20 protein-coding genes and 1 pseudogene are annotated in these 18,673 nt (G+C 56.4%); 13 read left to right on the top strand and 8 right to left on the bottom strand.

What is annotated here, in order from left to right; translation table 11 throughout:
- Nucleotides 1–1,109 (top strand): AAA family ATPase (locus ADK28_RS30605; protein ID WP_048796864.1); only part of this gene is annotated, 1,109 nt, incomplete at its 5' end.
- Nucleotides 1,110–1,113: 4 nt separating this feature from the next.
- Complete coding sequence (locus ADK28_RS30600) at nucleotides 1,114–1,977, top strand: HNH endonuclease (RefSeq protein ID WP_075202140.1); 864 nt, start codon at nucleotides 1,114–1,116, stop codon at nucleotides 1,975–1,977.
- 23 nt (nucleotides 1,978–2,000) lie between these two features.
- Here the strand turns inward: ADK28_RS30600 and ADK28_RS23880 are convergent, their stop codons facing one another.
- Together ADK28_RS23880 and ADK28_RS23875 are read right to left on the bottom strand one after the other, a co-directional pair.
- A complete protein-coding gene (locus ADK28_RS23880; protein ID WP_048796862.1) occupies nucleotides 2,001–3,029 on the bottom strand; it encodes a phage portal protein in 1,029 nt (342 codons plus the stop codon).
- Nucleotides 3,029–4,129, bottom strand: a pseudogene (locus tag ADK28_RS23875) (terminase large subunit domain-containing protein); the annotation flags it as partial. The pseudogene ADK28_RS23875 and the gene ADK28_RS23880, both read right to left, overlap by 1 nt.
- Here ADK28_RS23875 and ADK28_RS30595 point away from each other — a divergent pair.
- The gene (locus ADK28_RS30595) at nucleotides 4,080–4,295 is read left to right on the top strand and encodes an ogr/Delta-like zinc finger family protein (protein WP_071883588.1); all 216 of its coding nucleotides are present in this window, start codon (nucleotides 4,080–4,082) and stop codon (nucleotides 4,293–4,295) included. The pseudogene ADK28_RS23875 and the gene ADK28_RS30595 sit on opposite strands and share 50 nt — an antisense overlap.
- A gap of 293 nt (nucleotides 4,296–4,588) precedes the next feature.
- On the opposite strand, the gene ADK28_RS23870 is transcribed toward ADK28_RS30595, so the two are convergent.
- Entirely contained in the window at nucleotides 4,589–6,277 is a 1,689-nt protein-coding gene (locus ADK28_RS23870) for an aspartate:alanine antiporter (RefSeq protein WP_004938680.1), read from the bottom strand.
- A 294-nt stretch (nucleotides 6,278–6,571) separates the two neighbouring features.
- Between ADK28_RS23870 and ADK28_RS23865 the strand changes: the two genes are divergently transcribed.
- Nucleotides 6,572–6,961: an inner membrane protein YbjM gene (locus ADK28_RS23865; protein ID WP_004938679.1), complete on the top strand. Its 390-nt coding sequence runs from the start codon at nucleotides 6,572–6,574 to the stop codon at nucleotides 6,959–6,961.
- Nucleotides 6,962–7,000: 39 nt separating this feature from the next.
- On the opposite strand, the gene ADK28_RS23860 is transcribed toward ADK28_RS23865, so the two are convergent.
- Nucleotides 7,001–7,264 carry a GrxA family glutaredoxin gene (locus tag ADK28_RS23860; protein ID WP_004938676.1) on the bottom strand — a complete coding sequence of 88 codons (264 nt, stop codon included), beginning with the start codon at nucleotides 7,262–7,264 and terminating at the stop codon, nucleotides 7,001–7,003.
- A 230-nt stretch (nucleotides 7,265–7,494) separates the two neighbouring features.
- Between ADK28_RS23860 and ADK28_RS23855 the strand changes: the two genes are divergently transcribed.
- From ADK28_RS23855 to rlmC, 9 genes are all read left to right on the top strand, one after another.
- A complete protein-coding gene (locus ADK28_RS23855; RefSeq protein WP_048796861.1) occupies nucleotides 7,495–7,809 on the top strand; it encodes a YbjC family protein in 315 nt (104 codons plus the stop codon).
- Nucleotides 7,810–7,863: 54 nt separating this feature from the next.
- Nucleotides 7,864–8,766 (top strand): 30S ribosomal protein S6--L-glutamate ligase, encoded by a 903-nt coding sequence (gene rimK / locus ADK28_RS23850; RefSeq protein ID WP_016928363.1) that lies wholly within the window; start codon nucleotides 7,864–7,866, stop codon nucleotides 8,764–8,766.
- A 136-nt stretch (nucleotides 8,767–8,902) separates the two neighbouring features.
- Nucleotides 8,903–9,382, top strand: coding sequence for a YbjN domain-containing protein (locus ADK28_RS23845; RefSeq protein ID WP_004938666.1), 480 nt, complete (start codon nucleotides 8,903–8,905; stop codon nucleotides 9,380–9,382).
- A gap of 404 nt (nucleotides 9,383–9,786) precedes the next feature.
- On the top strand, nucleotides 9,787–10,896 hold the full coding sequence (potF, locus tag ADK28_RS23835; protein ID WP_015377292.1) for a spermidine/putrescine ABC transporter substrate-binding protein PotF: 1,110 nt from the start codon (nucleotides 9,787–9,789) through the stop codon (nucleotides 10,894–10,896).
- 123 nt (nucleotides 10,897–11,019) lie between these two features.
- Nucleotides 11,020–12,153: a putrescine ABC transporter ATP-binding subunit PotG gene (gene potG / locus ADK28_RS23830; RefSeq protein WP_033640832.1), complete on the top strand. Its 1,134-nt coding sequence runs from the start codon at nucleotides 11,020–11,022 to the stop codon at nucleotides 12,151–12,153.
- Nucleotides 12,154–12,177: 24 nt separating this feature from the next.
- Nucleotides 12,178–13,140, top strand: a complete 963-nt coding sequence (gene potH, locus ADK28_RS23825) for a putrescine ABC transporter permease PotH (protein WP_016928361.1) — start codon at nucleotides 12,178–12,180, stop codon at nucleotides 13,138–13,140.
- On the top strand, nucleotides 13,137–13,982 hold the full coding sequence (gene potI / locus ADK28_RS23820; protein ID WP_016928360.1) for a putrescine ABC transporter permease PotI: 846 nt from the start codon (nucleotides 13,137–13,139) through the stop codon (nucleotides 13,980–13,982). The genes potH and potI overlap by 4 nt, the downstream gene beginning before the upstream one ends.
- Before the next feature lie 104 nt (nucleotides 13,983–14,086).
- Entirely contained in the window at nucleotides 14,087–14,566 is a 480-nt protein-coding gene (locus ADK28_RS23815) for a YbjO family protein (protein WP_028127974.1), read from the top strand.
- 69 nt (nucleotides 14,567–14,635) lie between these two features.
- Nucleotides 14,636–15,766 (top strand): 23S rRNA (uracil(747)-C(5))-methyltransferase RlmC, encoded by a 1,131-nt coding sequence (gene rlmC, locus ADK28_RS23810; protein WP_048796860.1) that lies wholly within the window; start codon nucleotides 14,636–14,638, stop codon nucleotides 15,764–15,766.
- A 32-nt stretch (nucleotides 15,767–15,798) separates the two neighbouring features.
- Here the strand turns inward: rlmC and artJ are convergent, their stop codons facing one another.
- The 4 genes from artJ to ADK28_RS23790 all read right to left on the bottom strand — a co-directional run.
- Entirely contained in the window at nucleotides 15,799–16,533 is a 735-nt protein-coding gene (gene artJ, locus ADK28_RS23805; protein WP_015377297.1) for an arginine ABC transporter substrate-binding protein, read from the bottom strand.
- Nucleotides 16,534–16,732: 199 nt separating this feature from the next.
- Nucleotides 16,733–17,401, bottom strand: a complete 669-nt coding sequence (gene artM / locus ADK28_RS23800) for an arginine ABC transporter permease ArtM (RefSeq protein WP_033637817.1) — start codon at nucleotides 17,399–17,401, stop codon at nucleotides 16,733–16,735.
- The gene (gene artQ / locus ADK28_RS23795) at nucleotides 17,401–18,117 is read right to left on the bottom strand and encodes an arginine ABC transporter permease ArtQ (RefSeq protein WP_028127976.1); all 717 of its coding nucleotides are present in this window, start codon (nucleotides 18,115–18,117) and stop codon (nucleotides 17,401–17,403) included. The genes artM and artQ overlap by 1 nt, the downstream gene beginning before the upstream one ends.
- A gap of 9 nt (nucleotides 18,118–18,126) precedes the next feature.
- On the bottom strand, nucleotides 18,127–18,673 hold a 547-nt coding region (locus tag ADK28_RS23790), incomplete at its 5' end, for a transporter substrate-binding domain-containing protein (protein ID WP_048796859.1).

Here is an 18,673-nt window from a genome sequence, read left to right as displayed (position 1 = left end):
TGAGAAAAGAGAATGTTGATGTTCTCTCAAATAATATGAAAATAACCTATAAAATGGCTGGTCAGGAAAGATTGCAAGAGTATGAATTTAGCTTTGGATATGATGGTGTTTTGCCAAAAAGAATTGCAATAATAATTGGTGAAAATGGTGTTGGAAAAAGTCAAACTCTGAGTCAGATTGCAAACTCTGTTGTTAGAGGTAGAGGGAATTTTGTCGAATCGATAACTAATAATAGATTGGAGATCGGTAGGCTTCTAACTTTCGCGCCAACAAGTGATAGTGGTATTACTTTTCCAAGTAATAAAATAAAAAATCCGCATACTTGGTATAAGTTTTTTTCTTTTGGCCGACAAGGAGCTTCTTCAAGAAGTGAAAATATCAATGATCTAATCGTTCAACTCTCTCGTAGCGAAGAGAGAATAGCAGAGAGTAGTAGGTGGGAGATATTTCTAAATGCAATAAGCCTCTTGAATCCTAAAGAACTTTATCTATCGTGCGTTTCAGATAATGAAAAGCTAATAGGTATACATGATCTAATGGACTATAGTGAGGATAAGAGACTTAGACTTCAAAGCATAGTAAATGTAAACAGTGAGCCTAAGAGGGTAATAGATGGTAAGGAATATAGGTTAAGTAGTGGTGAGATGTCCTTTCTAAGGTTCTTCGCACAACTAAGCCTATCGATTGAGAATGGTACTCTTTTGCTTTTAGATGAACCAGAAACTCACCTACACCCCTCATTTATTAATAAGTTTTCGGCGATGTTGGATTTGCTTTTAAGTCAAACAGGATCAGTAGCTATTATTGCTACTCACTCTGTGTATTTTGTGCGGGAAGTACTCAAGGAACAAGTTACTGTTCTACGGAAAAAAGATGGTTGCATAATTGCTGAGAAACCTAGGTTGAGTACTTTTGGCGCTGATATCGGGAATATATCATATTTCGTTTTTGGAGAAAGTGAGCCTACCCATCTCCTTAAGATAGTTGAAAGGAATATACTTAAGAAGTATAAGAATTGGGATGATGTATATAATGCGTACAAGGATGACTTGTCGATAAATACTCTTACTTCACTTAGAGAGTCTTTCTTCAGTAAGAAGGAGCGGTAACATAATGAATAAGTTACCTAGGCCGGAGTTTCGTGATTATGTAGCTATAGGCAAACTAACTAAAAATAAAAGATTAAAAGACTATGTTCTTTTGTCTACACAAACATCAAATTTGATTAATGCATATCGCATATATCAGAGGAATGGCGGGTTTCTATTGAATAGACCATATCCTCCTTTGTTGGCTGATGTAAAATCATCTCTGATTAATTACTATAAAGCACCTCCGGTGAGTCATTCTATAATAAAAAAGCTAAGAGATGAGAACAGTACTTCTCTTTGCCCAATGTGTGGCTCAATGCATCGAGGGACATTGGATCATGTTCTACCAAAGGCTATTTGGCCAGAATTTTCTTTACTAACGAGAAATTTAGTTCCTGCATGTAAATGCAACCAGATGAAAAGTGCAGTGCTGGGTTTGAATAAGAATCATAGAATGTTGCATCCATATTATGATGCTATATTGAAAGAGCGGCTAGTTAAGGCTGGGTTTAAAAATTTAGGTGAGTTTCCGGACATAAGTCTGGAGATAACAAAAGACAATACGCATCCGTTTTATGACTCAATAGTGTATCACGTTAATAATGTTGTTTTGAAGAATGACATCCTAGGGTACCTTTCAAAAAGGTGGGAGTCATTTTACCTCTATCCAAGAATGGTAGTTAGGGGGATAGGTCCTCACTTAAAAAATACTCGCGATATATCTAAGGTTTTAATTGATGAGGTAAGGCTGTTGGATGATTGTCACGGAGGGAGGAATAATTGGAACTCGGTTTTTGCTGCAGGGTTACTTACCGCTGAGGTTGTTAATTGGTTGTGGCTTGAGTTAAAAAATCCGAATCGTGATGTTAATGGTAAGCTGGTATAAAATAAGGGCGAGCATATCGCCCTTTAAATGATGATATATGTAGAGTATTTAATTACGTCATGTCCAATCCATTCATTTACTTCCTTCATTCTTTCTTGCAGAGGCGTTAATTCATTCCTCACAAAAACCTGACTAGCCTTCTCAACATCCCCAAACCCGCCAGTATTGTTCGGTATAATCCCCATCATCTGAGGTGGCACTCGGTGTGCACTTAGCAAATCGTCCCGCGTCGCATTCTTAATATTGAAAAAATCATCTTTGGTAGCGACCTCACTCAGTGGCAAGATTTTAATGCCATCGGGCTTACCGTTTGGCGCGTACATAAATAGATTGCGGAAGTTACCCAGCCCTTTAGTGTCTCGCATCGCTTGGCGCATCCTGTCTACGTCGCTTGTGCTTTGCGCCGCGTCGGTCATATACAAGATGTAACCGGCGTGTGCACCATTCTGATAATATTTTCGGCGGAACAGTGTCGCCGCTTCATTTAGCCACGCAGAATTCAACGCGCTGAGATATTCTGGCAGGCCGTACAGCTCTTGATTGATATCTGGCTCAATTAGATGAAACACACTTCCCGGTGCAAATTGATGCGGCGCTTTCCAATCTTGCACAAACCAATAGGTATCCGGTTCAACGCCCCGGCGGGTGTATTTTGCCGGTGAACACTGCAGGCGCAGTGGCTCGCCGAGTCGGTTTTTCCTTACCTCTAAAAAGGCATTACCAAACATCAGGTAATCCAGCGCATAACGGCTAAATTCCTGTTGGCTTAACATGGGGTGTGGGATAAACGTAGACGCCAAGATATTGCGCTTAACGAACATCGGCGAACTGTGGTGAACGGCGGCCCGCACACTGCGTGCAAGCCCGTCGAAGCTGATCGGCGGTTCGTACCATTTATCGTTTCCAGTGCATTCGATGTAATCCAGAATTTCCCGCTTATCCAGCACAGCGGACGGCTCGCCAAGGGTGAACGCCTCAAAATCCTGCTTCTGCTCTGCTGCCGGGGCTGGCGCCGGGGAGGTAAATGCCTTGCGGCCTTTGCGCTTGCTCATCAGTAAAACTCCAAAATGTTCGGGCTGCTGTGGCCGCTGCCTGCGGTCAGCGGTTCGTTCAAGAGGGCGTGCATGATTGCCCACGCGACATCGGCGTGGCTGGCTTCTTCGCTGCGGCTGGCGGTGTAGGTGGAACGCGCGCCGCTGGCGGTCATGGTTTTGCGGATCGCCATAAAGGCGGGGGTGATGTCGGTGTGGCTGGTGTCGTATTCCAGACAGCCGCGCCCGATGGTGTCTTTTGCCTTCAGCACCATGGCGGTTTTGATTTCCGGGGTGTATTTGATCTCCCGCGCGGCCGGGAAGAACTCGCGCACCAACTGGAAAACACCTTGACCGACGGTGGTCGCATCGATGCCGATGTACTCCACGCAGTACTTTTCGGTAAGGTCTTTAATCTTCTGGGCCTGATCGGCAAAGTTCATTCCCTGCCACTGGTGGCGTTCGAGCACGCGGAACTTGCCCCCGACCACCATTGGCGGCGCGCACCCGGCGCTGTCGCCGCCGTTGGCTTCCGATGGGTCGTAGCCGATCCACACCGGGCGATAACCGAACGGCCGCACGGCGTATGGGTTGAAGTCCTCCCACTCTTCCAGCGTATCGACCATGCAGCCTTGCAGCTCGGCGAACGGGAATACCGACGCGGTATCATCCACAAATTCACACATCAGCAGGTTCTGATACTCTGCCGGGCTGTATTCTAGCGACAGCTGATCGAGGTCGAACAGGTTACAGCCGCCGGTCCGCGCATCCTCAACCGTGACAATCTGGCGCCATTGCCCATCGCCGCACAGCACGCCTTTTGACAGGTGGCTGTGGCTGAGGTCGAGCTGAACGTGATCGGCTTTGCTGCGCCGCCCTTTGTTGAACAGTTCCCCCGACCAGAACGGATAAGCGGAGTGTGCCAGACTCGACGGTGTGGAAAAGTAGGTGGTGCGCCATCGCTTGTGCAGCGACATCCCGCTGGCGGCTTTGCGCAGCTCCTGAAACTTCGGTATCCAGAAATACTCATCCAGATACATATTGCCGGTGTAGCTCTGCGCGGTGCGCACGTTGGTGCCGAGGAACATCAGGCGAGAGCCGTTCGGCAGCACCATCGGATCTCTTAGTGAGAACACTAAAGAGCGTTATCATCAATGCCAAAACATAAATTGCAGTTGTACTTTTGTGACGTTGGAATCTATTCAGCGGCAGATCGTATCACCGGGCAAAGTTGATATCGCTCCGCCACACCCAACCCGAAGCAATCAGGGAACACTTTGGATTTAACAAGAAGCCTGCGAAAGCAGGTTTTTTTATGTCCGTAAAATGGCTGTCGCCACTTTGTCGCCACAGGGTAATTATGTGTTTTTCGAATCATTGTTTTATAAGGATATTTTTTCAAGGCAACAAAAAACCCGATAATCTTGAACCTAAAAGGCGGGATTATCGGGCTCCACAAAATGGGGACATCAAAGAAAAGCAGTGGCACTAATTCAGACTGCGGCCCCCAACGAAAGTTCTGGCCGGCGACAAAAAAATCAAAATATTTTTATCGCCGATCCATCTCTCCCGCTAATCGATCAGCCGAGTATGCCTGGCCATAGCACCACGATGAGAGAACCCGCCAGCGTTAACAGCACGTTAGCGATGGCGTAGGTACCGGCATAGCCCAGCGCCGGGATGTTGCTGCGCGCGGTGTCGCTGATGATCTCCATCGCCGGCGCGCAGGTGCGGGCGCCCATGATGGCGCCGAACAGCAGGGCGCGGTTCATGCGCAGCACGTAGGCGCCGAACAGGAAGCAGATAATCACCGGCACCAGGCTGACGATAAGCCCGGCAATCAGCATCTGGCCGCCGACCGCGCCCAGGCTGTGGCCGATGCCGGCGCCGGCGCTCAGGCCCACGCCCGCCATAAACACCATCAGGCCGAATTCTTTCACCATGTTCAGCGCGCCCTGCGGAATATAACCGAAGGTCGGGTGGTTGGCGCGCAGGAAGCCGAGCATGATGCCGGACATCAACAGGCCGGCGGCGTTGCCGATGCCGAACGAGAAGTTGCTGAACTGGATGGTGATCTGGCCGATCAGCAGGCCGATGATGAAGAAGGCGCAGAACGCCAGCAGATCGGTCACCTGGCTGTGGATCGAGATAAAGCCAATCTTCTCCGCCACGCTTTTCACCCGGCGCGCGTCGCCGCTCACCTGCAGCACGTCGCCCTTGTTGAGCACGATACTGTCATCGATTGGCATTTCGATCTGGCTGCGGATCACGCGGTTGAGGAAGCAACCGTGGTCGGTCAGCTTCAGCTGGCTCAGGCGTTTGTTCACCGCGTTGCTGTTCTTCACTACGATCTCTTCGGTCACGATGCGCATGTCGAGCAGATCGCGGTCGAACACTTCCTTACCATTGCGGAAGCTCGGATCCAGCCGCGCGTGGGCGTCCGGATAACCGACCAGCGAGATCTCGTCGCCCACCTGCAGCACCGCGTCACCGTCCGGGTTGGCCAGAATGCCGTTGCGGCGGATGCGTTCGATGTAGCAGCCGGTCTGGCGGTAGATGCCCAGTTCGCGCAGGTTCTTGCCGTCGGCCCAGGCCACCAGCTCGGGGCCGACGCGGTAGGCGCGGATCACCGGCAGGTAGACCTTGCGCTGGCTGTCGGTGTCCAGGCCGCGTTCGCGGGCGATCTGCTGGGCGGAGGTGGACAGATCCTGGTGCTGCAGCTTCGGCAGGTAGCGCGCGCCGAAAATCAGGCTGACCAAGCCGATCAGGTAGGTGAGGGCGTAGCCGAGGCTCAGATGATCCTGCGCCGCCAGCAGCGCCGGGCCGTTGACGATGGTGTTGCGCAGCGTATCGCCGGCGCCCACCAGCACCGGCGTCGAGGTCATCGAGCCGGCCAGCATGCCGGCGGTCAGGCCGATGTCCCAGTGGAACAGCTTGCCGAGGCCGATGGCGATCACCATTGCCGAACCGACCATCACCAGCGCGAGCATCAGGTAATTCTTGCCGTCGCGGAAGAAAATCGAGAAAAAGTTAGGCCCGGCTTCCACCCCGACGCAGAAAATAAACAGCATGAAGCCAAGATTCAGCGCCTCGGTGTTAATGGCGAAGTGTTGCTGGCCGAGCAGTAGAGAAACCACCAAAACGCCAATGGAATTACCGAGTTGGACGGAGCCCAGACGGAGTTTACCGAGGCATAGCCCCAGTGCGAGTACCACGAACAGTAACAGAATGTAGTTACCGTTTAACAAACTAGCGACGTTTATGTTCACGGAGGATAACTTATTGTTTACCAGTAAGTGCTTGATATAGATAACTATAAGAGATAAATTCAGCCTTAAAACGACATCATGAATCACCACCAGCGCAAGGCGAAGCGAACCATCGTTCGGCGGCGTTCATTCTAGACGCTATGACCGATGACAGCCAGCACAGAAAGCTGATTTCCTGCGCCGCCGGGCGCATTTAACTCTCTTTTGACCAAGGAAAAAATTCGGTTCAGCGTCACCGCACGGGTGATCGGGCCGATTTCTATTGATGCGGTAATTGGGCGGGGGAGAATTCGCATGACGAGTTATCGATATTGGCTGGGCATTCTCAGCTGTTTTCTGTTGTTCAGCCTGGTGTTTCTCGGCCAGCAAACCGGCCTGTTCGGTAGCACGGATCATGAGCACCACGGTGAAACCGGCCTGCTGCTGTTTGTGATCCCCGGCGCAATCGCCAGCTATTTGTCGAGCCGCAAGCGGCTGCTTTGCCCGTTGCTTGGCGCGCTGTATGCATTGCCGCTGTGCCTGCTGATCCGCCACTTCTGGCTGACGCCGTCCTATTCGTTCTGGCAGGAGCTGGCTTACGCCACCAGCGCGGTGTTCTGGTGCGTGTTCGGCGCGATGCTGATGCTGTTCGCCCTCGGTCTGTTGCACACGCTGCAGCAGTTGCACCGGCGGCAGCGGCAATAAAAAAAGGCGCGTTAAGCGCCTTTTTTGTCGTTCAAAAACTTACTGGAACAGGTTCAGGTGTTCTTTAGCGTAAGCTTCGAAATCGGTGCAACCGCCGATGTGCTTCTCGTCCAGGAAGATCTGCGGCACGGTTTCAACCGGTTTGCCGACGGTTTTTTCCAGATCGGCCTTGGTGATGCCTTCCGCGTGGATGTCAACGTAACGGAAGTTGAAATCGTCGCGTTCTTCAGTCAGTTTTTCCGCCAGTTCTTTAGCGCGGACACAATAAGGACAGCCAGGACGCCCGAAGATTACTGCAAACATGCAACGCTCCTTAATTGGATTTTCGATAAATTATTCGCGATTGCAACGACATCCCGTCACCGAAAAAGTCATTACCTGCGTCAGATGGCGCCTACTATGCCCGTTGAGGCGGTGAAAAAAAAGCAGGAATTACCTGTTAATCTGATTCATGTAACCAATTAGTCTGCCGGGGCTGTCGCCATCGGCGGGAATTCACTACACTGGGGGCAGACCTTCTGGAGAGGAAAAATATGCGTTCATTCGGTGACTTACCGCGCCCGGTGCTGGTGTTGGAAGGGCTGGGCATCGTGATGCTGGTGCTGGCCTACCTCAGCATTCACGGCCACCTGCAACTGCCGGGTTGGCTGGCGTCGCAGCCGGCGGCGGTCGGCATGATTTTCCTCGGCGTGGCGCTGATGGTGCCGGCGGCGGCGTTTCTGGTATGGCGCGTGGTGCAGGGCTTCGGGCCGCTGATGCGCGGCGGGTTGCCGCCGGAAAACGATCGCCGCAAACCGCAAGATGCAGACGCATCGAAAGATAATCAGGATCGCGATCCGCGCGCCTGAGCGCCGCGGCCGCTAACCCGCCTGCCGGGCAGGCGTTGGCTTTTGGGGTGACGAGTGAAAATTGCCATTCTTTCTCGCGACGGATCGCTCTATTCATGTAAGCGGCTGCGTGAAGCGGCGGAAGATCGCGGGCACAGCATCGATATCATCGATCCGCTCTCCTGCTATATGAACATCAATCCGGCGGCGCCGACCATTCATTATCGCGGCCGTCAACTGGAACGTTACGATGCGGTGATCCCGCGCATCGGCTCCGCCATCACCTTTTACGGCACCGCGGTGCTGCGCCAGTTCGAGCTGCTCGGCAGCTATCCGCTAAACGAATCCGTGGCCATTACCCGCGCCCGCGACAAGCTGCGTTCGCTGCAGTTGCTGGCGCGGCAGGGCATCGATCTGCCGATCACCGGATTTGCCCATTCGCCGGACGACACTGGCGATTTGATCGAGCTGGTCGGCGGCGCGCCGCTGGTGGTCAAACTGGTGGAAGGCACGCAGGGCATCGGCGTGGTGCTGGCGGAAACCCGTCAGGCGGCGGAAAGCGTGATTGACGCCTTTCGCGGGCTGAATGCCCACATCCTGGTGCAGGAGTACGTGCGCGAGGCGCAGGGGCGCGATGTGCGCTGTCTGGTGGTGGGCGGCCGGGTGGTGGCCGCCATCGAACGGCAGGCCAAGCCCGGTGAGTTTCGCTCCAACCTGCACCGCGGCGGCACCGCCCGCAAGGTGACCATCACCGCCAGGGAGCGGGCGATCGCGGTGAAAGCGGCGAGCACGCTGGGGCTGGACGTCGCCGGGGTGGATATCCTGCGCGCCGAGCGCGGCCCGCTGGTGATGGAGGTCAACGCGTCGCCGGGGCTGGAAGGGGTGGAAACCACCACCGGGCTGGACATCGCCGGCATGATGATCGAATACATTGAGCAGCGCGGCCGGCCGGGCTTCCGCCTGAAATCCGGCGGTTAACGGGGTGGGCGGAGCGCATTTCCCGCCGTGCAATATCTGAATTAGTGAATTAAGCCGCATTGATCGTGGCGTATCGGGTGAATATTCCGTAAGCTATGCGCCTTTTCGCGTATTGAATATTGTGAGGCTGGTTATTATGGATTCACTCATTGTCCCCGATTTGGCGCTGTTGCGGCGCTGGCTGGATCAGTCGGGCATTTCTTTCTTTGAGTGCGATTCCTGCCAGGCGCTGCACCTGCCGCACATGCAGAACTTCGACGGCGTGTTCGACGCCAAGATAGATCTGGTGGACAACGTCATTCTGTTCTCCGCGCTGGCCGAAGTGAAGCCGACCGCGCTGATCCCGCTGGTGGCGGACCTGAGCCAGATCAACGCCAGTTCGCTGACCATCAAGGCGTTTGTCGATATTCAGGACGACAACCTGCCGAAGCTGATCGTCTGCCAGTCGCTGAGCGTGGCGGTCGGCATCACCTACGAGCAGTTCACCCACTTCATGCAGCAGGGCGAAGAGCAGGTCTCGATGGTGATCCTTGAGGCGCGGGCGAACGATCTGCTGTTTATGGGGGACGAAGAAGAGATCCCCGCTGGCGCCGTGCGTCAACCGATGCTGCACTGATCCTCGCCCTACCTTAAGCATGCCGTCGCTCCGGCGGCATGCTGCCGTGACGCCTCTCCGCAATAAAATATTCTGCTCTTTGGCCTTTGCCGCCCGATCTTTCTCGCCTTTTGCGCCGTTAATGGCGTATCACATAGAGAAAACTGCATAAAAAATCGATAAAAGGCGTTTTTTACCCTGGGGGCTGGCGGGTTGCGATGGCAGCGGCTATGCTGCTGATTCTGCAAAGGGCTTGCGATTCCCCTTGTGACCACGCGAGCAGGGCAGTGAAAAAGGCGCATGCAATCATATGCATAGCCATTCAGTTCGCGGTTGCAACGATTGCGCTCAATCAGGAAAGGTTTTGTATCGCTGCAGATACAAGTTCAATTCTATGATTCACCCTGTTTTGGAGGAAGTTACGGATGGTCACCCAACGTAAAAAGTGGTTATCGGGTGTGGTTGCCGGCCTGTTGATGGCCGCGTCCGTCAATGCGTCAGCCGAAGAGAAAACGCTGCACGTGTATAACTGGTCCGATTATATCGCGCCGGACACTTTGGCTAATTTCCAGAAAGAAACCGGCATCAAAGTGGTGTACGACGTCTTTGACTCCAACGAAGTGTTGGAAGGCAAACTGATGGCGGGCAGCACCGGTTATGATCTGGTGGTTCCTTCATCCAACTTCCTCGAGCGCCAGTCTCAGGCCGGCATCTTCGAACCGCTCGACAAGAGCAAAATGCCCAACTACAAGAATCTCGATCCCGAGATGCTGAAGCTGGTTGCACACAATGACAAAGACAACAAATACGGCATCCCATACCTGATGGTGACCACCGGCATCGGCTATAACGTCGACAAGGTGAAGGCGGCATTGGGCAAAGACGCGCCTGTCGACAGTTGGGATCTGATCCTCAAGCCGGAAAACCTCGAGAAGTTGAAAAGCTGCGGCGTCTCCTTCCTCGATGCGCCGAGCGAGGTTTACGCCACCGTGCTGCACTACCTGGGCAAGGATCCCAACAGCACCAATGCGGCGGACTACACCGGCGCGGCCAACGATCTGCTGCTGAAACTGCGGCCGAATATTCGTTACTTCCACTCTTCTCAGTACATCAACGATCTGGCTAACGGTGATATCTGCGTGGCGATCGGCTGGTCCGGCGACGTGATGCAGGCGGCCAACCGCGCCAAAGAGGCGAAGAACGGCGTGAACGTGGCCTACGCGATCCCGAAAGAGGGGGCGCTGACCTACTTTGACATGTTCGCCATGCCGGCGGACGCCAAGAACAAAGACGCCGCGTACCAGTTCCTGAACTTCCTGATGAAACCTGACGTGATGGCGGGCATCAGCAACTATGTCTATTACGCCAATGCGGTGAAAGATTCCACGCCGCTGGTGAACGCCGAAGTGCGCGAGAACCCGAACGTCTATCCGCCGGCCGATCTGCGCGCCAAGCTGTTCACGCTCAACGTGCAGTCGCCGAAGCTGGACCGTGTCATTACCCGCGCATGGACTAAAGTTAAAAGCGGGAAGTGATGATGGGGGGGATACCCCCGATCGTCGGTAAACCGGCAGGCGGGGGCTCCCCGCCTGCATTGCCGTTTTGGGCCACGGCGCTCGCCGTGGTTTTGTGCCGCTTTACGCCGGAGAGCACCCCGATTGAACGACGCCATCCCTCGTCCTCAAGCCAAGTCGCAGAAGGTCTTCACCCCTCTGCTGGAAATCCGTAACCTCACCAAAACCTTCGACGGGCAGAATGCGGTCGAAGACGTCAGCCTCACCATCTACAAGGGCGAGATCTTTGCGCTGCTTGGCCCGTCCGGCTGCGGCAAGTCCACCTTGCTGCGCATGCTGGCCGGCTTTGAACAGCCGACGGAAGGGCAGATCGTGCTCGATGGGCAGGATATGTCGCATGTGCCGCCGTACCAGCGGCCGATCAACATGATGTTTCAGTCGTACGCGCTGTTCCCGCACATGACCGTGGAGCAAAACATCGCGTTCGGCCTGAAGCAGGACAAAATGCCGCGGGCGGAGATTGCCGAACGGGTGGCGGAAATGCTGGCGCTGGTGCACATGCAGGAGTTCGCCAAACGCAAACCGCACCAGCTTTCCGGCGGCCAGCGGCAGCGGGTGGCGCTGGCGCGCAGCCTGGCCAAGCGGCCGAAGTTGCTGCTGTTGGATGAACCGATGGGCGCGCTGGACAAGAAGCTGCGCGATCGCATGCAGCTGGAAGTGACCGACATTCTCGAGCGCGTCGGCGTGACCTGCGTGATGGTGACGCACGATCAGGAAGAAGCGATGACCATGGCGGGGCGCATCGCTATCATGAACCGCGGCAAGTTCGTGCAGATCGGCGAGCCGGAAGAGATCTACGAGCATCCGAACAGCCGCTTCAGCGCCGAATTTATCGGTTCGGTCAACGTCTTCGACTGCGTGCTGCAAGAGCGCCACGACGATGCGCTGATCCTGCAAAGCCCGGGGCTGCGCCATGCGATCAAAGTGGATCCGGACGCCTCGGTGGTGGATGGCGTGCCGATCCAGGTCGCGCTGCGGCCTGAAAAGATCCTGCTGTGCGAACAGGTGCCGGAAGACGGCTGCAACTTCGCGGTGGGGGAAGTGGCGCACATTTCCTATCTGGGCGATCTGTCCATCTACCACGTGAAGCTGCACAGCGGGCAGATCATCAGCGCCCAGCTGCAAAACGGCCATCGTTTCCGCAAGGGGATGCCCACCTGGGGCGATGAAGTGCGTCTATGTTGGGAAACCGACAGCTGTGTCGTGTTGACGGTGTAGTGGAGCTGGTGAGGAGTAACCCGTATGTCCCTGCTTTCTGAACGCACGCCGGAACCGCCGGCCAAAACGCCGGCCACCCTCAAGGCCTTGTTCCATCGCCTGCTGATGGCTCACGGCCGCAAGCTGGTAATCGCATTGCCGTATTTATGGCTGACGCTGCTGTTTATGCTGCCGTTCCTGATCGTGTTCAAGATCAGCCTGGCGGAGCTGGCGTTGGCGGTGCCGCCTTACACCGAGCTGATGAGCTGGGTGGACGGTAAGCTGAACATTGCGCTCAACTTCGCCAACTATCTGCAGCTGACCGACGATCCGTTGTATATCGATGCCTACCTGCAGTCGCTGCGCGTGGCGGCGGTCTCGACGCTGTGCTGCCTGATCATCGGCTATCCGCTGGCCTGGGCGGTGGCGCACAGCAAAGCGTCGACCCGCAACATTCTGCTGTTGCTGGTGATCCTGCCTTCCTGGACTTCGTTCCTGATCCGCGTTTACGCCTGGATGGGGATCCTGAAAAACAACGGCACGCTGAATAACTTTCTGATGTGGCTAGGGGTGATCGACCAACCGCTGGTGATCCTGCACACCAACCTGGCGGTGTATATCGGCATCGTTTATTCCTATCTGCCGTTTATGGTGTTGCCGATTTACACGGCGCTGATCCGGCTGGATTACTCGCTGGTGGAGGCGTCGCTGGATCTGGGGGCGCGGCCGCTGAAAACCTTCTTCAGCGTGATCGTGCCGCTGACGCGCGGCGGCATCATCGCCGGTTCGATGCTGGTATTCATTCCGGCGGTGGGGGAGTTCGTGATCCCGGAACTGCTCGGTGGGCCGGACAGCATCATGATCGGCCGCGTGCTGTGGCAGGAGTTCTTCAATAACCGCGACTGGCCGGTGGCCTCGGCGGTCGCCACCATCATGCTGCTGTTGCTGATCGTGCCAATTTTGTGGTTCCACAAACACCAGAACAAGGAAATAGGGGGGCAGGAATGAACAACTTGCCGGTAGTGCGTTCACCGTGGCGCATCGCCATCCTGACGATCGGTTTTACCTTCCTGTATGCGCCGATGCTGATGCTGGTGATCTACTCCTTCAACAGCTCCAAGCTGGTGACGGTGTGGGCCGGCTGGTCCACGCGCTGGTATACCGAACTGTTCCACGATTCGGCGATGATCAGCGCGGTGGGGCTCAGCCTGACCATCGCTGCCGCCTCTGCCACCGCCGCGGTGGTACTGGGGGCCATCGCCGCCGTGGTGATGGTGCGATTCGGCCGCTTTCGCGGTTCGACCGGCTTCGCGTTTATGCTGACCGCGCCGCTGGTGATGCCGGACGTGATCACCGGCCTGTCGCTGCTGCTGTTGTTCGTGGCGATGGGGCATGCCTTCGGCTGGCCGTCGGAGCGCGGCATGTTTACCATCTGGCTGGCGCATGTCACCTTCTGTACCGCTTATGTGGCGGTGGTCATCAGCTCACGTCTGCGCGAGGTGGATCGCTCGATTGAAGAGGCGGCAATGGATCTGGGGGCGCCGCCGCTGAAGGTGTTCTTCGTCATCACCTTGCCGATGATTGCGCCGGCGCTGATCTCCGGCTGGATGCTGGCGTTTACCCTGTCGCTGGACGATCTGGTGATCGCCAGTTTCGTCTCCGGCCCGGGCGCCACCACGTTGCCGATGCTGGTGTTCTCCAGCGTGCGCATGGGGGTGAATCCGGAAATCAATGCGCTGGCCAGTCTGATCCTGCTGGTGGTGGGCATCCTCGGCCTGATCGCCTGGTGGTTTATGGCGCGCTCGGAAAAACAACGATCGCGTGAATTGCAGCGGGCGGCCCGTAGCTGAATCGTAACAAACCTGCTATTTTTGCAATCAATAAGTATTGCAACTAACTACCTGACTTTACATGCGCCACCTGTATAGGTGGCGCGTCGTAGCGGAACACGGATATGTCAGACATGCTGAAAAGCGGGCAGGGAATGGGATCGACTTCGGATGCGCCGGTGCCGGTGATGGTGGCGGGCACCGCCATGGTGGCGATCAAGTGTATCAGCGTGGTGCTGCTGCTGGGCGAGTTGGGCGTCGACGGCGCGCAGGAATTCGTCAACACCAGCGCGCAGGCGTGGGATTCCACCTTTATCTTTCTGGCCGGCCTGATGCTGCTGTGCCTGCAAATCAGCTGCGGCTTTGCGGTGATGCGCGGCCGCAATTGGGGGCGCTGGGGCTATGTGGCCTGCCAGTGCATCGTGGTGCTTTATCTGCTGTTGGCCACCATCGGCAGCGTCTTCCCCGAGGTGTTCACCGTGGAGGGGGAAACCAGCGGCCAAATCCTGCACGTTCTGATCCTGCAAAAGATCCCCGACGCGGTGATCCTGGCGTTGCTGTTCGTTCCTGCCGCCAGCCGCCGCTTCTTCACCGCGCGCAAGTGAGATTTTAGGCGCGCGGAGTGGTAAACTCTGCGCCCTTAATTCGTCATCCTGAACTTCACGGTAATCTTCATGCATTGCGCTTTGTATACGGCGGGCACCTGCCGTTCCTGTCAGTGGCTGGAAAAGCCCTATCCGCAGCAACTGGCCGACAAACAGCATCACCTGCACTCGCTGCTGGCCGGGCGCGACGTCGCGCAGTGGCTGCAGCCGGCGGCGGGGGAACTGAGCGCATTTCGCAATAAAGCCAAGATGGTGGTCAGCGGCAGCGTGGAGCGCCCGCTGCTCGGCATGCTGCACCGCGACGGCACGCCGGTCGACCTGAGCGATTGCCCGCTGTATCCCGCCGGCTTTGCGCCGATGTTTGCGGTGCTGAAAAGCTTCATCGCCCGCGCCGGCCTGACGCCGTATAACGTGGCGCGCAAACGCGGCGAGCTGAAATACCTGCTGCTGACCGAAAGCACGCTCGACGGCGGCGTGATGCTGCGCTTCGTGCTGCGCTCGGAAACCAAGCTGGCGCAGCTGCGCGCCGCGCTGCCGTGGCTGCAGCAGCAGCTGCCGCAGCTCAAGGTGATCTCCGCCAATATTCAGCCGGTGCATATGGCGATCATGGAAGGGGAGCGCGAGATCGCGCTGACCGAACAGCAGGCGCTGGAGGAACAGTTCAATCAGGTACCGCTGTTCATCCGCCCGCAAAGCTTCTTCCAGACCAACCCGCAGGTGGCCGCCGAACTGTATGCCACCGCCCGCGACTGGGTGCGCGCGCTGGGTATCAACAGCATGTGGGATCTGTTCTGCGGCGTCGGCGGTTTCGGCCTGCACTGCGCGCAGCCGCAAACGCGGTTGACCGGCATCGAAATCAGCGCGGAAGCGATCGCCTGCGCGCGCCAGTCGGCGCAGCGGTTAGGGTTGTTGCACGTAGATTTTCAGGCGCTCGACTCCACCCGCTTCGCTACCGCCGAAGGCCAGGTGCCACAGCTGGTGCTGGTTAACCCGCCGCGGCGCGGCATTGGCCAGGCGCTGTGCGACTACCTGAGCCGGATGGCGCCGGACTATATTCTCTATTCCAGCTGCAACGCCGAGAGCATGGCGAAAGATATCGAGGCGTTGCCGGGGTACCGCATCGAACGGGTGCAGCTGTTCGACATGTTCCCGCATACCGCGCACTACGAAGTGTTGACGCTGCTGGTGCGGCGTTTATAAAACATAAGGCCCGGTTATCCGGGCCTTATTGCTTACTGCGGGAACCATTTGTCGTTGATGGCTTTGTAGGTGCCATCGGCCTTGATGGCGTCCAGCGCGGCGTTCAGCTTGGCCAGCAGCGCCTGGTTGTCCGGGCGCACCGCGATGCCGAGACCGGTGCCGAAGTATTGCGCATCGGTGATGTGCTCGCCGACTGGCGCCAGCTGCGGGTTGGTTTTCAGCCACTCGTTCACCACGGCGGTGTCGCCGAACACGCCGTCGATACGGCCGTTTTTCAGCTCCAGAATGGCGTTCTGGTAGCTGTCGTAAGAAACGGTGTTAATCTCCGGGTGCTTGTCCTGCATGTATTTCTGGTGGGTGGTGCCGTTTTCCATGCCGAGCTTTTTGCCTTTCAGATCCGCCAGCGAGCTGAACTTGCCTTTTTGCGCAATCACGATCGCCGAGTTGGCGTAGTAAGGCTGGGTGAAAGCGACCTGTTTGCTGCGCTCCGGCGTGATATCCATCCCGGAAATCACCGCATCGTATTTCTTGAATTTCAGCGCGGCGATCAGGCTGTCGAACGCCTGGTTGGTGAAGGTGCACTGCGCCTGCATTTGCTTGCACAGCGCGTTGGCCAGATCGATATCGAAACCGACGATCTGGTTGTTGGCGTCCAGCGATTCGAACGGCGGGTAGGTGGCGGAGGCGGCGAAGCGGATAGTCTCGGCCGCGGTGGCGTTAAAGGTCATCCCGGCCAACATCGTCGCGGCAAGCAGCAGTTTTTTCATGCGTAGAGCTCCTGTCTGGATCCTGAAAGTGATTATTCGCTATCGTTTGTTTTTACTGGTAATCGCCAGAGGTTTTTGCGCGAATGCCTGTTGTTAACCCTGCCATTGAGTGAATTAAAATGCAATATAAATGATTAAGTATTTACTTGAGGGGTAAAAAAGCCCCGCGCGGTGGCGGGGCTCATGGGGTGAGGCGGCCTCAGTTGCGGCGTTCAAACGCCAGCGCGCGGCGCTCTACCAGCCGCATCAGCAGCGTCAGCAGGCCATTGACGCACAGGTACACCAGGCCGGCGGCGCCGAACACCATGACGTCGTAGGTGCGGCCATACATCAGCTGGCTGTAGCCCATCACCTCCATCAGCGTGATGGTGTAAGCCAGCGAGGTGCTTTTGAACACCAGCACCACTTCGTTGGAGTAAGACGACAGCGCGCGTTTGAAGGCGAACGGCAGCAGGATGCGCAGCGTCTGCCGGCGCGACATGCCCAGCGCTTCGCACGACTGCCATTGCCCGGCGGGAATGGCGCGCACCGCGCCGTAGAACAGCTGCGTGGTGTAGGCCGCGCTGTTCAGCGCCAGCGCTATCATCGCGCACAGCCAGGGCTGCGACAGCAGGTTCCACAGCCACGGATAGTCGCGGATCGCCGGAAACTGACCGGGGCCGTAGTAGATCAGGAAGATCTGCACCAGCAGCGGCGTGCCGGTGAACAGCGTCACGTAGATCTTGACCAGCGGCGTCAGGATTGGCGTTTTCAGCGTCAGGATCACCGTCAGCAGCAGCGACAGCACCAGCGCGACGATCAGCGCGGCGACGGTCAGCGTCAGGCTGGTATGCAGCCCTTTGAGGATCTCCGGCAAATACTCAATCATCAGACCGGCCCCCGCTCAAAGCGCGTGGCGCGCAGCTCAATGCGTTTGATGACGTATTGGCTGAACAGCGTCACCAGCAGGTAGATGGCCGCCGCGATCACATACCAAGTAAAAGGCTCCTGGGTGCGGGTGGCGATGCTCTTGGTTTGCAACATCAGATCGTTCACGCTGATCAGCGACACCAGCGCGGTGTCTTTCAGCAACACCAGCCACTGATTGCCGAGGCCGGGCAGGGCGTGGCGCCACATCTGCGGCATGATCAGGCGAAAGAAGATCGCCGCCTTACTCAGTCCAAGCGCTTGACCGGATTCCCACTGCCCCTGCGGCACCGCTTTGAGCGCGCCGCGCAGCGTCTGCGAGGCGTAGGCGGAATAGAGCAAGGCCAGAGCGATCACCCCGCACAGGAACGGGCTGACTTCGAAATTGTCGATCGCCAGCTGAATCGGCAACTGGAACAGACCGAGGTTGAGGGTAAAGCCGTCGGAGAGCATCAGCAGCAGCTGCGACGAGCCGAAATAGATAAACAGCACCACCAGGATTTCCGGCAGGCCGCGCAACACGGTCACCCAGGCGGTGCCGAGCCAGCTGACCGCTTTCCAGCGGGACGATTCCCATACGGCGAACAGCATCGCCAGAATCAGTCCGAGGATCAGGGCGCAAACGGCAAGGCCGACGGTCATGCCGGCGGCGCTTGCTAAAGGTTGTAATTCATTCATTTGGGCGTATTACTGCTGGAACCATTTTTTGTAGATGGTTTCATAGGTCCCATCCTGCTTGATCTTGTCCAGAGCGGCGTTGAACTTGCCCTGCAGATCGGTATTCTTCTGGCGCACCGCGATGCCGAGGCCGGTGCCGAAGTAGTCTTTGTCGGTCACTTTGGCACCCACTGCCGCCAGCGCGTCATTCTGCTTCAGCCACTCGTTGACCACCGCGGTATCGCCGAACACCGCATCAACGCGGCCGTTCTTCAGATCCAAAATGGCGTTCTGGTAGCTGTCGTAAGGCACGGTGGTGATTTCCGGGTGCTTGTCGGTCAGGTATTTTTGGTGGGTGGTGCCGTTTTGCACGCCCACTTTCTTGCCTTTCAGCGCCGCCACGTCGGCGATTTTGCCTTTCTGCGCGATGAACAGCGCCGAGTTATCGTAGTAAGGCTTGGTGAACAGCACCTGCTTCTCACGCTCCGGCGTAATGTCCATGCCGGCCATCACCGCATCGAAACGCTTGAACTTCAGGCTCGGGATCAGGCTGTCGAACGCCTGGTTGGTGAAGGTG

Origin of the sequence: Serratia sp. 506_PEND, assembly GCF_001076875.1 — a bacterium.
Classification (GTDB): Bacteria; Pseudomonadota; Gammaproteobacteria; order Enterobacterales; family Enterobacteriaceae; genus Serratia; species Serratia marcescens.
The sequence above is the reverse complement of the archived record's forward strand: the minus strand, read 5'-3'. Positions and strand labels throughout refer to the sequence as shown.

Bases quoted from the DNA above. Each gene is read 5' to 3' on its own strand.
- ADK28_RS30600 (WP_075202140.1), top strand. From the start codon at position 1,114: ATGAATAAGTTACCTAGGCCGGAGTTTCGTGATTATGTAGCTATAGGC.
- ADK28_RS23880 (WP_048796862.1), bottom strand. From the start codon at position 3,029: ATGAGCAAGCGCAAAGGCCGCAAGGCATTTACCTCCCCGGCGCCAGCC.
- ADK28_RS23865 (WP_004938679.1), top strand. From the start codon at position 6,572: ATGACGAGTTATCGATATTGGCTGGGCATTCTCAGCTGTTTTCTGTTG.
- ADK28_RS23860 (WP_004938676.1), bottom strand. From the start codon at position 7,264: ATGTTTGCAGTAATCTTCGGGCGTCCTGGCTGTCCTTATTGTGTCCGC.
- ADK28_RS23855 (WP_048796861.1), top strand. From the start codon at position 7,495: ATGCGTTCATTCGGTGACTTACCGCGCCCGGTGCTGGTGTTGGAAGGG.
- ADK28_RS23845 (WP_004938666.1), top strand. From the start codon at position 8,903: ATGGATTCACTCATTGTCCCCGATTTGGCGCTGTTGCGGCGCTGGCTG.
- potF (WP_015377292.1), top strand. From the start codon at position 9,787: ATGGTCACCCAACGTAAAAAGTGGTTATCGGGTGTGGTTGCCGGCCTG.
- potH (WP_016928361.1), top strand. From the start codon at position 12,178: ATGTCCCTGCTTTCTGAACGCACGCCGGAACCGCCGGCCAAAACGCCG.
- potI (WP_016928360.1), top strand. From the start codon at position 13,137: ATGAACAACTTGCCGGTAGTGCGTTCACCGTGGCGCATCGCCATCCTG.
- ADK28_RS23815 (WP_028127974.1), top strand. From the start codon at position 14,087: ATGTCAGACATGCTGAAAAGCGGGCAGGGAATGGGATCGACTTCGGAT.
- rlmC (WP_048796860.1), top strand. From the start codon at position 14,636: ATGCATTGCGCTTTGTATACGGCGGGCACCTGCCGTTCCTGTCAGTGG.
- artJ (WP_015377297.1), bottom strand. From the start codon at position 16,533: ATGAAAAAACTGCTGCTTGCCGCGACGATGTTGGCCGGGATGACCTTT.
- artM (WP_033637817.1), bottom strand. From the start codon at position 17,401: ATGATTGAGTATTTGCCGGAGATCCTCAAAGGGCTGCATACCAGCCTG.
- artQ (WP_028127976.1), bottom strand. From the start codon at position 18,117: ATGAATGAATTACAACCTTTAGCAAGCGCCGCCGGCATGACCGTCGGC.